The organism is Frankia sp. CpI1-P, from assembly GCF_001421075.1.
Lineage (GTDB): Bacteria > Actinomycetota > Actinomycetes > Frankiales > Frankiaceae > Frankia > Frankia torreyi.
The window spans coordinates 123,823-136,476 of record NZ_LJJX01000012.1; the positions used below are offsets into that span (position 1 = coordinate 123,823).

The 12,654-nt window shown below is 73.3% G+C and carries 5 protein-coding genes and 16 pseudogenes; 8 read left to right on the forward strand and 13 right to left on the reverse strand.

Annotation, left to right across the window (positions count from 1 at the left end; translation table 11 throughout):
• The 4 pseudogenes from FF86_RS45670 to FF86_RS45685 form a co-directional block, all read right to left on the reverse strand.
• A pseudogene (locus FF86_RS45670) lies at positions 1-155 on the reverse strand (hypothetical protein); the annotation flags it as partial.
• A gap of 1 nt (position 156) precedes the next feature.
• Positions 157-557, reverse strand: a pseudogene (locus FF86_RS45675) (excinuclease ABC subunit A); the annotation flags it as partial.
• Between the two features lies 1 nt (position 558).
• Positions 559-1,056, reverse strand: a pseudogene (locus FF86_RS45680) (excinuclease ABC subunit A); the annotation flags it as partial.
• 1 nt (position 1,057) lies between these two features.
• A pseudogene (locus FF86_RS45685) lies at positions 1,058-1,627 on the reverse strand (excinuclease ABC subunit A); the annotation flags it as partial.
• 319 nt (positions 1,628-1,946) lie between these two features.
• Between FF86_RS45685 and FF86_RS45690 the strand changes: the two are divergent.
• From FF86_RS45690 to FF86_RS45710, 4 pseudogenes are all read left to right on the forward strand, one after another.
• Positions 1,947-2,024: pseudogene (locus FF86_RS45690) on the forward strand (MBL fold metallo-hydrolase); the annotation flags it as partial.
• 1 nt (position 2,025) lies between these two features.
• A pseudogene (locus FF86_RS45695) lies at positions 2,026-2,196 on the forward strand (MBL fold metallo-hydrolase); the annotation flags it as partial.
• Between the two features lie 16 nt (positions 2,197-2,212).
• A pseudogene (locus FF86_RS45705) lies at positions 2,213-2,454 on the forward strand (MBL fold metallo-hydrolase); the annotation flags it as partial.
• Position 2,455: 1 nt separating this feature from the next.
• Positions 2,456-2,645, forward strand: a pseudogene (locus FF86_RS45710) (MBL fold metallo-hydrolase); the annotation flags it as partial.
• A 56-nt stretch (positions 2,646-2,701) separates the two neighbouring features.
• Here FF86_RS45710 and FF86_RS10805 read toward each other — a convergent pair.
• The 3 genes and pseudogenes from FF86_RS10805 to FF86_RS65810 all read right to left on the reverse strand — a co-directional run.
• Positions 2,702-3,130, reverse strand: coding sequence for a dihydrofolate reductase family protein (locus tag FF86_RS10805; protein WP_082121802.1), 429 nt, complete (start codon positions 3,128-3,130; stop codon positions 2,702-2,704).
• A gap of 60 nt (positions 3,131-3,190) precedes the next feature.
• Positions 3,191-3,780, reverse strand: a 590-nt coding sequence (locus FF86_RS65805; protein WP_396229829.1) for an alpha/beta hydrolase family protein, incomplete at its 5' end; no start/stop codon positions are given.
• 1 nt (position 3,781) lies between these two features.
• A pseudogene (locus FF86_RS65810) lies at positions 3,782-3,844 on the reverse strand (hypothetical protein); the annotation flags it as partial.
• A 1,848-nt stretch (positions 3,845-5,692) separates the two neighbouring features.
• On the opposite strand from FF86_RS65810, the gene FF86_RS10825 reads away from it, so the two are divergent.
• Positions 5,693-6,430, forward strand: a complete 738-nt coding sequence (locus FF86_RS10825; protein WP_044884746.1) for a YafY family protein — start codon at positions 5,693-5,695, stop codon at positions 6,428-6,430.
• Between the two features lie 77 nt (positions 6,431-6,507).
• Here FF86_RS10825 and FF86_RS45720 read toward each other — a convergent pair.
• The 6 pseudogenes from FF86_RS45720 to FF86_RS45745 form a co-directional block, all read right to left on the reverse strand.
• Positions 6,508-7,057 (reverse strand): annotated as a pseudogene (locus tag FF86_RS45720) (tellurium resistance protein TerC); the annotation flags it as partial.
• 1 nt (position 7,058) lies between these two features.
• Positions 7,059-7,115: pseudogene (locus FF86_RS45725) on the reverse strand (hypothetical protein); the annotation flags it as partial.
• Between the two features lies 1 nt (position 7,116).
• Positions 7,117-7,261 (reverse strand): annotated as a pseudogene (locus tag FF86_RS45730) (tellurium resistance protein TerC); the annotation flags it as partial.
• Between the two features lies 1 nt (position 7,262).
• A pseudogene (locus FF86_RS45735) lies at positions 7,263-7,566 on the reverse strand (tellurium resistance protein TerC); the annotation flags it as partial.
• 304 nt (positions 7,567-7,870) lie between these two features.
• A pseudogene (locus FF86_RS45740) lies at positions 7,871-8,171 on the reverse strand (peptidase M50); the annotation flags it as partial.
• Position 8,172: 1 nt separating this feature from the next.
• Positions 8,173-9,241 (reverse strand): annotated as a pseudogene (locus tag FF86_RS45745) (peptidase M50); the annotation flags it as partial.
• 177 nt (positions 9,242-9,418) lie between these two features.
• On the opposite strand from FF86_RS45745, the gene FF86_RS10840 reads away from it, so the two are divergent.
• From FF86_RS10840 to FF86_RS45755, 3 genes and pseudogenes are all read left to right on the forward strand, one after another.
• Entirely contained in the window at positions 9,419-10,975 is a 1,557-nt protein-coding gene (locus FF86_RS10840; protein WP_044884749.1) for a CdaR family transcriptional regulator, read from the forward strand.
• Positions 10,976-11,121: 146 nt separating this feature from the next.
• Positions 11,122-11,810: DEAD/DEAH box helicase family protein (locus FF86_RS45750; RefSeq protein WP_242418537.1), on the forward strand; the 689-nt coding region annotated here is incomplete at its 3' end.
• Between the two features lies 1 nt (position 11,811).
• Positions 11,812-12,654 (forward strand): annotated as a pseudogene (locus FF86_RS45755) (excinuclease ABC subunit B); the annotation flags it as partial.

Below are 12,654 nucleotides of genomic sequence, written 5' to 3' on the forward strand. Positions count from 1 at the left end.
GGTCACGCAGCCGCAGCAGGGTCTGGATGAGCCGACGGTTGTCCCGCTGGTGCAGCCCGATCGACGGCTCGTCGAGCACGTAGAGCACCCCGACGAGGCCGGAGCCGATCTGGGTGGCCAGCCGGATGCGCTGCGCCTCCCCGCCGGCGAGGGTGNCGGCGGCCCGGTCGAGGGAGAGGTAGTCGAGCCCGACGTCGAGCAGGAACGTCAGCCGCGCGTCGACCTCCTTGAGCACCCGCCCGGCGATCGTCCGCTCCCGCTCGCTGAGCTCCAGCCCGCGCAGGAACTCGGCGCACTCGCCGATCGCCATCCCGGCGACCTCCGCGATGGACCGGCCGCCGACCGTGACGGCCAGCGACTCGGGCTTGAGCCGGGCCCCGCGGCAGGCCGGGCAGGGCACGTCGCGCATGTAGCCCTCGTACCGCTCGCGGCTGCTGTCCGACTCGGCCTCCCGGTGGCGGCGGCCGATGAAGCCGATGACCCCCTCGAACGACGTGTAGTAGGACCGCTTACGGCCGTAGCGGTTGGTGTAGCCGACGTGGATCTCGGTCTCGCCGNTGCCGTGCAGCACCGCCGTGCGGGCCCGCTCGGGCAGCCCCTCCCAGGGGGTGTCCATCCGGAAGCTGAGGTCCTCGGCGAGGGCGGTGAGCAGCCGCTCGAAGTACTCCTTGTTGTGCCCGCCGGCCCACGGCGCCACGGCACCCTGGGCCAGGGAGAGGGTCGGGTCGGGCACGACGAGCTCCGGGTCGACCTCCTTGCGGGTACCGATGCCGGTGCAGTCGGGGCAGGCGCCGTAGGGCGAGTTGAACGAGAACGACCGCGGCTCGAGCTCCTCGAAGGACAGGTCGTCATAGAGGCAGGCGAGGTGCTCGGAGTACATCCGCTCGCGCTCGGGGTCGTCGGCGGCCCGGTCGACGAAGTCGACGAGGACCAGGCCGCCACCCAGGCGCAGCGCCGTCTCCACCGAGTCGGTCAGGCGCCGCTTGGCCGACTCCTTGGCCGCCAGCCGGTCGACCACGACCTCGATCGTGTGCTTGCGCTGCTTCTCCAGCTTCGNCACGTCGGTGAGCGCCACGACGGTGCCGTCGACGCGGGCCCGGGCGAACCCGGAGCTCTGCAGCTCGGCGAACAGGTCGAGGTACTCGCCCTTGCGCCCGCGGACCACCGGCGCGAGCACCTGGAAGCGGGTGCCCTCGGGCAGCTCCAGCAGCCGGTCCACGATCTGCTGCGGGGTCTGCCGGGAGATCGGCCGCCCGCACTTCGGACAGTGCGGCCGGCCGGCGCGGGCGAACAGCAGACGCAGGTAGTCGTACACCTCGGTGATCGTGCCGACGGTGGAACGGGGGTTGCGCGAGGTGGACTTCTGGTCGATGGAGACCGCCGGGGACAACCCCTCGATGAAGTCCACGTCGGGCTTGTCCATCTGGCCGAGGAACTGGCGGGCGTAGGCCGACAACGACTCCACGTAGCGCCGCTGCCCCTCGGCGAAGATGGTGTCGAAGGCAAGGCTGGACTTGCCGGACCCCGACATGCCGGTGAAGACGATCAGCCCGTCGCGGGGCAGGTCGAGATCGACATCGCGGAGGTTGTGCTCACGCGCGCCACGCACGACAAGACGGTCGGCCATCGTCGATCCCTCATGATCTTCCGGAAAATCGGACCTGGGCGAGTGTGGCCATGCTACGGATGGGGACTGACAGTTTTTCCACGGCCGGTCGCCGGCGCCGCCCGCCGGGCACCCGCCCGCGCGCCGGCGGTACGGCCGTCACCCGACGGAAAGTAACGACCTGCCCGAAGTGGGTGTTCCGCGCCCGGCGTGGTCCCACGCCGGTCCGCGGTGTCGGCGAGCCACCGGGCGCCGACAATCACTTCAGGCGGGCGCGACCATCGCGGGCGGACGTGATGCCCGAGCAGACCCGGCCGTTCGCCCGGAGAGGGGAACACCCATGAGCGACGCCCACGGCGACGAGGCCGGCGCGACCACCACCGGCGGCTACACCGGGAAGGTCACCGTCGGTGGCCCGNCGGACACCCGGCCCCTGCCCGGCCTGACGGTGACCAAGGTCGCCGTCGGCCCGGCGGACAACAACGCCTACCTGCTGCGCTGCCCCGTCACCGGGGAGCAGCTCCTCATCGACGCCGCGAACGAGGCCGACACGCTGCTGCGGCTGATCGGCGACGCGGGCCTCGCCACGGNGGTCACCAGTCACCNGCACGCCGACCACGTCCAGGCGCTCGCCGAGGTCGTGGCCGCCACCGGCGCGACCACGGTCGCCCACGCCGACGACGCCCCTCGGATCCCCGTGCCCACCGCCCGGGTCGTGCACGACGGAGACGAGATCACCGTGGGCCGGGCGACCCTGCGGGCGATCCACCTGGTCGGCCACACCCCCGGCTCGATCGCCCTGCTCTACGACGCCGACCCCGCCGCCCCGCACCTCTTCACCGGCGACTNCCTGTTCCCCGGCGGCCCGGGCAACACGTTCGGTGACGCCGACGCCTTCGTCACGCTGATGGACGACCTGGAGCGCAAGGTGTTCGGCCCCCTGCCGGACACCACCTGGATCTACCCGGGCCACGGCTTCGACTCCACCCTCGGCGCCGAACGCCCCCACCTCGCCGAATGGCGCGCCCGCGGCTGGTGACCGTCCCAGGGGGTGCCGGACGCGGCGGCCCGCCGATCGTGCCGCCGACGACCGGCTCAGAGGGTGTTGCCCACGGGGCGCCACGGCTCGGCGTCGGGAGTCTCGGCTCCGCCCGTGCTGCGGGTGAAGGTGAGATGCTCGGTGCCGCTCTCGGCGGTCTCCACTCTCACCGCGTAGTTCTGTTCGAGGCCGCGCAGCTCGTCCCAGAGGCGAACGCCGCCACCAAGAAGGATCGGGGCGATGGCAACGTGGAGGGCGTCGATCAGGCCGGCCTTGAGGAAGTCGCGGACCACGGTCGGTCCGCCGCCGATCCGGACGTCGAGCCCGCGGGCGGCCTCCACCGCCAGCCGGAGCGCCTCCTCGGGCGTGGCCGCCAGGAAGTCGACCCGAAGCCGTCGAGCGAGATGTTCAGGTCGGCGCGCACCTTCATCAGCAGTCCCATCCTCGTGATCGCGTGAACGACTCACCGCCGCGCGGAGGACCATGGCCGACCGGCACCGGCACCGGCACCGCGATCAACGGCTCGTGGCCGGGCATCGCCCGGCTCAGGACGCCAGGGCGAACTCCAGGGTTGCCTGGGCGAGGTCGCGCAGGAACCGGTCACGGTCGAAGGCGTCGCCGTCGTCGGCCAGATCTGGCGGCGGCGAGTTCATGAAGCTGAAGTGACCCGCGTTCGGCACGATGCGCAGCTCGACGTCGGCCGGCGCGCTCTTCAGCAGGATAGCTTGGTCGACGGGTGTGACGGTATCCAGCTCGGCGGCGTAGACCAGCATGGGAACCGTCACCGCGGCCAGGGCACCGGGAGCGGCGAACCAGCCGGTGGCGGGCGCCCACAGGGCGAGCCGGCTGACCCGAGGTTCCCGCGGCACGTCCAACGGCGTGCCGTCCCGCTCCCAGGGCGTCGCTCCGGCCAGGCAGAGGGCGGCCCAGCCGCCGATGGAGTGGCCTATCGCCACGACGGTCGCGTCCGCGGGTGCCTCTCGGCGCAGCGCTTCGACCAGCCCGGCCGGACGGGCGAGCAACTCGGCCGTAGCCGCCTCCCGCCCGGCCATGCGCTCGAAGCGGGGCGCGACGACCCGGCAGCCATGGGCGGCGAGGTGGTCCAGGAGCGGTCGGTAACGCTGCGGGTCGCCGCNCGCGCCGGTGGCGAAGAGCACGACGCGCTCGGGCTCGGCCGGACCGAGCGTCAGGATGTCCATGTCGTTCCTCCACCACGCGCGGTCCGCCGGCGAGACCCGTCACCCCGCCCAGCAGGTCCTGATGCCGCATCAGGCTACTGAGCGGCGGTGGATCCCGTTCCGCCCCATCGAGCCCGGACGCCGCTCGCCTGCTCCTCGCGCAAGCCGGGCGTCGGTGTCCGCCGGGTCGCGGCGAGGCCTACCCGGTGGCGAGGGGATAGACGACCGAGGGGTCGGGTTCCAGCTCCAGCTCAACGGGTCGAGGTCTCTGCGCCGGGACGGCGGGCGTTGCGATCCGGGCCGCATCGGCCGGGGAGAGGTGGCCGAGGCGACGGCGGGTCGCGGCGGGGGCGGCGTGCCAGCGGGAGTGCACGGCGGGCTCCCAGGTCGGCCGGGCCAGGCCGGCCGCGAGGCCGGCGAGGATCCCGGCAGCGCGCCGGGCATCATGGATGCGACCGGTGGCGAGTTTGCGGGCGGTGAGGACGACGAGCTGGCCGGCGTGCACCGCGGGCCAGCTCCAGCCCAGGGTGGCGCGATGGCGGCGGGCGTAGACGGCGGCCGAGCGGCCGAGCTCGGCGTGCAGCAGGCCGGAGCGGCCGACGGTCTCGCCGCCGACGTGTACCACGGGCCATTCGTCGTCGGCCCAGGCGAGCCGCCCGCCGGCCGCGTACAGCCGGGCGAACAGATCGGTCTCCTCGTAGTACATCCAGTAGGCGGGGTCGAAGCCGCCCAGGCGCAGGAAGGTCGGGACGCGGATGGCGAAGAAGGCGCCGACCGGGTGGCGCAGCTCCGGCCACCGGGCGACGGCCGCCGCCTCGCCGCGCAGCGTGATGAAGGCGTTCGTGCGGGAGGTCGGCAGCACTCCGCGGGACCGTCCGGGGCTGCCGTCGCCGGCGAGGAACGGGAACCCGACGGCGTCGACGGACGGCGGGTACCAGGCGAGGAGCTTGGGCAGGACCTCCGCGGTGTCGCGGGGGATCATCACATCACTGTTGATCACCAGCAGCCAGTCCGGCGCCGGGCCGTCCGTGACGGCGCCTCGGACGGCGAGGTTGACGGCGAGGTTGACGGCGGTGCCGTAGCCGACGTTGCCGTGGCCCTCGACGACGCGTACCCCGGCGGGCACCGAGCGCCCGGCGAGCGTGCCGTTCTCGACCANCACCGCCTCGCAGCCGTTCATGGCGACCAGGGCCGAGAGCAACTGGTGCAGATGGGTTGCGCCTCCGTGGGACACGACGACCGCCAACAAGCTGTGCATCATCCGCCTTCACTAANACATAAAACGATGACGAGAAGATCGTGGACAACCCTGCCGTACGTCCACGGAGCAAACCGGCGAACACATCAGGCCAGGTCGATCGATCAGGATTTCGCCGGTGCNGCCGCACTCATGGCCGTACTCCCGTCCACGACCACAGTCGTGACCCACCTCACCCCTGCTGACCAGCCCGGACACCGGTCTCGACCAGGGTAACTAGCGCATCGCGGTGCTCCACTTCTCCCTTCCCGGCGAGTCGCGCACCGTCGCCGGTCCACCCGTTATCCGAAACCGCCAAACGTGCACCGGAAATGCTGCAGATGCGGATTACGGTAACACTCGAGCGGAATTTCGACCCCGATCACGGTCGCCGCCGCAGCCACCGGGAGACACCGAATCCGGTACCGAGCCAGCCTGTCGCGCCGGTCACCGCTGCCGGTCACCGGGCCGCGCCGCCCGGGCCGCGCCGCCCGGGCCGCCCGGGTCCGCTGCCCGGGTCCGCCGCCGTTCGGCACTCCAGTCATCGCACATCACGGGCATGGGGCAGCGAGATTGCCCAAGTCGCGCCGTTTCGGCACCAGTCGTGACAGGGCCCTGTCAACGTGGAACNCATGCCGCACCCAGATCGACTGACCGCGATCGTCGAGGAGCTGCGCCGGGCCGGACCCGCCGGGCGCACAGCCGCAAGCCTGGCGGCCCGGCTGGACGTCAGTGTGCGAACGATCCGCCGGGACCTGCTGGCCCTCCAGGACGCCGGGGTTCCCGTCGGCGGGATCTCCGGGCCCGGGGGCGGGTACGTGCTCGCCCAGCACGCGATGCTGCCACCCGTCGCGTTCACCCAGGGTCAGGCGAGCTCGGCCGCCGTGGCGCTGGCCGCCGCCGCGACGGGCCCGCTGACCCGTGACGGCGCGGCGGCGCTCGAGAAGCTGCTCGACATCATGCCCCCGCCACAGCAGCGGCAGGTCGCCGAACTGGCCTCACCCGGCTGGGCGGGGCCACCCGTGGTCGCCCGCACGGCGCTGGCCACCACGATCGAGGAGGGCCTGCGGGCCGGCCGGGTGCTCGCGATCGACTACCAGGACGCCGCCGGCAGCCGGACCGTGGGCCGCCGGGTGGAGCCACAGTTGCTGGCCTTCACCGGCGGCCACTGGTACCTGCTGGCCTGGTGCCTGGATCGGGGCGGCCCGCACTGGTTCCGCTGGGACCGGATCTCCCGCGCCGTCAACACCGGCCAGCCGGCGGACGACCACGACCCGTTCTCGATCTTCACCGCGCCTCCGCCCGGCCTGCGGCGCATCCGCCGGGCCCCGGCGTCCGGCCCGCGCGGCGAGCCGGCGAGGCCGAGCTGACCGTGCCCGGCGGCCGGCCCGTCGGGCGTGGTCGCCGTCACCACGATCGACGGGCCGCCCGCGCCGGGCGGGGCGGCCTAGCGCGAGCGTCCGCCCGGCAGCCCGCCGCCCGGCGCGGCGACCTCCCGCGGTTCGGCCCGGTCGGCCGCCGGGGTCGGTGAGGAACCCGCCTCCGGGGCCGGTTTCTCGGCGACCTCCCCCGCTTCCCCCGCCTCCTGCGCCTCCTGCGCGGGCGGTTCGGTCAGCAGCGACCAGATCACCGAGACGGCCAGCGCGACGGCGATCACGCCGAGCGACAGCGTGATCGGCATGTGCCACACGTCGGTGAGCAGCATCTTCACGCCGATGAAGGCCAGGATGAACGCCAGCCCCGTCGCCAGCCGGTGGAACCGTTCCATCAGGCCCGAGAGCAGGAAGAACAGCGACCGCAGCCCCAGGATGGCGAGTGCGTTGCTGGTGTAGATGAGGAACGTCCGGTCGGTGACGCCCAGGGCGGCGGGCACCGAGTCGAAGGCGAACAGCACGTCGGCGGTCTCGATCGCGACGAGGACGGCGAGCAGCGGCGTGGCGACGAGTTTGCCCGCGCGGCGCAGGACGAAGTGCTGCCCCTGGTACTGATCGGTGACCNGCATGACCCGCCGCAGCAGTGACACCGCCCGGCTCTGCCCCGGGTCCATCTCCACCCNGCTGTCGCGCAGCATCTTCACGGCCGTGTAGATCAGGAAGGCGCCGAAGATGTAGATGATGAAGCTGAACTGCTCGAGCAGGGCGACCCCGGCGGCGATGAAGATGAACCGCAGTACCAGGGCGCCGAGCACGCCGTAGAACAGCNCCCGGTGCTGGTACTCCCGGGGGACCTTGAAGTACGAGAAGATCAGCGCGAAGACGAACAGGTTGTCGACGGACAGGCTCTTCTCGAGCAGCCACGCCGCCGTGTATTCGCCGGCGGCGCCGGGGCCCTGCCAGGCCCAGATGACCCCGGCGAAACCGATGCCCAGCGACACCCACAGCAGGCTCCACCAGGCGGCCTCGCGGAAGCCGATGACGTGGGCCCTGCGGTGGGCGAGCAGATCGATGGTGAGGAGCCCGAGCACAGCGCCGACGAAGGCGGCCCAGGCCCAGAGGGGAACGTGCACGGAGATCTCCAGAGGTGTCGCCGGTCGCGGCCCGGATGCGCCACCCCGGCTCCACCGGGGCGGAAGGTGTCGCTCTGACCGGCCGGGCGCCGTTGCCAGCGGCCGGTCAGAGCACGTTTACGCGCGCCACACCATCAGCGAGATGAGCGTGAAGCGACGAATCGTTAACTCTCAGTAACTATCGGAAGGTACGGCGGTCCCGGTGTCCCCCGGCCGGATCCCACGTGGAGATCCGGCCGGGGCGTGGCCGGGGGCGAACCGGCCGGGCGGGCTGCCCGCCGGCGGGATCAGCGCCGGAGGGGGATCAGCGCCAGAGGTTGCCGGGCCGCACCGGCCGGGCGCCCCGCCCGCGCAGCGGCGCCGTCTCGATCGCCTGGCTGAGCTCGACCGGGCCGACGGTGCCGATCATCCGGGGGTTGCCGTCCGCCGCCGGCTCGATCACGACGACGCAGCCGGCGGCCGGCCGTTCGAGCAGCCTCGCGGGCAGGTCTGCCACCGCGTCGTCCGGCGCGGCGGTCGCGACCATGGACAGTGGGATGCAGACCCGGTTGACCCGGGCGAGGTCGCGGTCGTCCATCGGGACGGCGGCGAGGTCGCGCAGCAGCNCCACTCCGGCGAGCGAACCGTCGAAATCCTCGACCCCGAAGACGGCGCGGTGGGCGGGCAGCACCACGTCGTGGAGCGCGTCGTCCACGGTCGACCAGGACGACAGCGCCGGCGGCGCCGGGCTCATGACGTCCCGCGCCACCAGGCCCTCCAGTGCGGCGTGGGTGCGCTGCTGGGACTGCGCCAGCCGGGACGCACCCAGTGCCAGCCAGCCGAGCAGCACCGCCCACAGCCCCACGAAGCCGACGAGGAACACGCCCGCGGCACCCACGGCGATCAACGACCAGCCGCTGATGACGCCGGCCCGGGCGACGGCCTGCTCGGCGCGCTCCCGGCTGCCGGTGCGGCGCAGCACCCGGGCGGCAATCAGCCGCCCACCGGAGCTGCGCGGGCTGGGCAGCACGTCGATGAAGGTCACCAGCAGCGCGAACGTACCGACCCAGAGGGCCACCTGGCCGGCCAGGGCCAGCGTCCCCGCCGGCGCCAGCGCGCCGAGGGTGACCAGCAGCGCGCCGGCCAGGGCGGTCACGGTGAGCCCCGCGCGGGCGACCTGCGCCTCGGCGCGGACGTCGGCACCCGACTCGACGAACCTCGGGCCGGTGGCCGCCTTCCCGGGGCCGGTGGCCGGCGGCAGAACGACGTCGACTCCGCCGCCCGCGCCGAACGTGCCCGGGGAACCGGCTGCTCCGGAACGCCCGGTGGGCGCGGCCGACCCGGCTGCCGGACGGCCCGCGGGGGTCGCGCCGGCGTCGGCGCTGCCCCGGTCACGGCCGCCGAGGGCGACCGTCAGGCGGCTGCCAAAGGCGCCGAGGGTGATGCCGACGACGGTCAGCCCGGCCCGGCGGGCGGCCCGGGCCCGCCTCAGGTCCGCGCCCAGCATGATGCCGATGAGCAGGCCGGCGCCGATCAGCCCGCCGCAGAGGTAGGCGAAGTCGGGCCGGTCCGGCACGGTGGCCGGCAGCGTGATCGCGGCGAGCAGGACGGTGACGACCGCCACCGAGACGGCGAGTCCCGGACGCACCGTGATCGGCGGAAACCCTCCCCGCCTGGTGGCGTCGTGGGTGGTCATGTCCGCTCAGACTCCTCTCCCGTTTCCCAGTTCCCCGGCCGGCGTTGACGACCGGGTGCTACACATGCACAACGTCTAGCGTGCCCTTCAACGTCCCGGCAGACACCGCACGGACTCTGCGACTTCGCCTATGATTTCGCTGCCGAGGCTCGGCAATCAGGGGCGGGAGGCGGGTGGATGGACCAAGCGGACGAACCGGCCGGGACGGCCGCGGTCGACGACGACGCACCGGCCGGTCTGCCCGAGACGAGCCTGACCCGGCTCCCCCGCGCCGCCGTGCTCGCGGCTGCCGACTCCCGGCTGCATGCCGGCCTGCTCGGCGACTACCTCGACGTCCTCGCCTCGGCGGCGGACAGCGGGCGGCGGCTGACCCGGGCGGAGCTGGAGGCGTTTCGCGGCCTCGGCCAGGCGGCGGCGGAGTCCGGGGCGTCGCTGCGCGCCCTGGTCGACCTCTACCTCTCGGCGACCTGGCGGGTGTGGCCGTCGCTGCCCGCGGTGCGGGCCGCCGACCGCGCCGCCCGCGGGCTGACCAGGGCGTCGAGCGAGCCGGTGGCGTCGGGGCAGCTCGCCCACCCGCTGCGCTCGGCCGGCGATTCGGTCGGGGCGGTCTCGCGCACCCGCGCCGCCGCCTCCGCGGTACTGCGGGCCAGCGACGACGCCGTCGCCGCCGTCTGCGAGGGCTACGAGGCGGCCCGCACCGCCCGGGCGCGCTCCGAGGAGGCGCTGCGCCGCGAACTCGTCGATGATCTGCTCACCGGCACGTCGGCGGTGGGCCAGTTGCTGGAGCGGGCCGGGGCGTTCGGCCTGCGGCTGGAGGCGCCGCACACCGTCCTGGTCGTCGCCGGTAACCGGCGCTTCCTCGACGGACGGGCACTGACCCGCGCGGCCGAGTCCCTCCTGCGCGAGCACAGCCTCACCGATCCGCTGGTCGCGACCCGCGACGGCCTGCTCGTCTGCGTGGTGCCCGAGCAGGGCGACCTGGCCCGCGGCCGGCAGCCGCCCGTTCGCGGCCGTACCCCGGCCAGCCATCCGGCGGCCGGGGCGGACGCCGCCGGCGGCGCTGCAGCCGGGCAGGCGCGGGGCGCTGCCGCCGGGCCGCCGAGACCACCGGGGTCGCGGGCCCGGGCCGCGGCGGCTGCGGGGAGCCGCCCGCCCGGCCGGCGGCGGGCGGACGAGTCGGGTGCCGTGGGCGCGGGCTTCTCCCCGCTGCCCGCGTTCGCGCCCACGCCGGAGGCCCCGGCCGCGATGGCCGCACTGACCCGCCGGCTGCGGGCCGAGCCCGGCCTGCTGTGGCGGGTGGGGGTCGGCCGCGCGCGCAGCGGCGTCGCCGGGGTCCGCATCGGCTTCGAGGAGGCCCGCGGCGCCGCGGAGCTCGCCGGCCGCCTCGGGCTGGAGGGGGCCGTCGTGCACACCGACGACCTGCTCATCTACAAGGTCCTGCTGCGCGACCGGGAGGCGCTGGCGGAGCTGGTCGAGGCGGTGCTCTCACCGCTGCGGGCCGCCCGGAGCGGCGCCGGCCCGCTGATCGACACCCTCGACGCCTACTTCACCACCGGCGGGGTGGCGCTCGCCGCGGCGCGCCGACTGCACCTGTCGGTGCGGGCGTTGACCTACCGACTCGACCGCATCCACGCCCTGACCCGCCACGACCCGACCTCTCCGACCGACCGGTACGTCCTGCAGACGGCGGTGCTCGGCGCCCGGCTGATCGGCTGGAACCCAGCCGGCGGGTGAGACTGCCGGCAGGGCAAGACGCCCGGCAGGGCGAGGGCCGGCAGGGCGAGGGCCGGCTGGGCGAGGGCCGGCTGGGCGAGGGCCGGCTGGGCGAGCCGCCGGCGACCGGTCGGAAACTGTCGGAGGGCTGTGGTGTTCTAGATGGCGTGAGCACAACGTTCGAACGGCCCAGCCTCGACATCGAGCGGACGCGCGCCCCGTTCAAGGTCGTGTCCGACTTCTCCCCGTCGGGCGACCAGCCCGCCGCGATCGACGAGCTGGCCCGGCGGGTGCAGGCCGGCGATACCAACGTGGTCCTGCTCGGCGCGACCGGCACCGGCAAGTCGGCGACGACGGCGTGGCTCGTCGAGCGCCTGCAGCGGCCGACGCTCGTGATGGCCCCGAACAAGACGCTCGCCGCGCAGCTCGCCAACGAGTTCCGCGAGCTGCTGCCGCACAACGCGGTCGAGTACTTCGTCTCCTACTATGACTACTACCAGCCCGAGGCGTACATCGCACAGACCGACACCTACATCGAGAAGGACTCCTCGATCAACGAGGAGGTCGAGCGGCTGCGGCACTCGGCGACAATGAGCCTGCTCACGCGGCGTGACGTCATCGTGGTGGCGAGCGTGAGCTGCATCTACGGCCTGGGCACGCCGCAGGAGTACATCGACCGGATGGTGCGGCTGCGCGTCGGCGACGAGATCGAACGGGACCTGCTGCTGCGCCGCTTCGTCGACGTCCAGTACACCCGCAACGACCTGGCCTTCACCCGGGGGACCTTCCGGGTCCGCGGCGACACGGTGGAGGTGTTCCCGGTCTACGAGGAGCTCGCCGTGCGGGTCGAGATGTTNGGCGACGAGATCGAGCGGCTGACCTACCTGCATCCCCTGACCGGGGAGATCGTCCGCGAGGTGGAGGAGATCTTCGTGTTCCCGGCGACGCACTACGTCGCCGGCCCGGAGCGGATGGAGCGGGCGATCGCCGGGATCGAGACGGAGCTCGACGAGCGCCTCGCGACGATGGAGCGCCAGGGCAAGCTGCTGGAGGCGCAGCGGCTGCGCATGCGCACCACCTACGACATCGAGATGATGCGCCAGGTCGGCTTCTGCTCCGGGATCGAGAACTACTCCCGGCACATCGACGGCCGCGACGCCGGCACCCCGCCGCACACCCTGCTGGACTACTTCCCCGACGACTTCCTGCTGGTGATCGACGAGTCGCACAACACCGTCCCCCAGATCGGCGGGATGTACGAGGGCGACATGTCCCGCAAGCGCAACCTCGTCGAGCACGGCTTCCGGCTACCCAGCGCGATGGACAACCGGCCGCTGCGGTGGGAGGAGTTCCTGGAACGCATCGGCCAGACCATCTACCTGTCGGCGACGCCGGGCCCCTACGAGCTGGGCCGGGCCGACGGCGTCGTCGAGCAGATCATCCGGCCAACCGGGCTGCTCGACCCGGAGGTCGTGCTCAAGCCGACGAAGGGGCAGATCGACGATCTCGTCCACGAGATCCGGCTGCGCGCGGAGCGGGACGAGCGCGTCCTCGTCACCACGCTGACCAAGAAGATGTCCGAGGATCTCACCGACTACCTGCTCGAACTCGGCATCCGGGTGCGCTACCTGCACAGCGAGGTCGACACCCTGCGCCGGGTGGAGCTGCTCACCGAGCTGCGCCGCGGGGATTTCGACGTG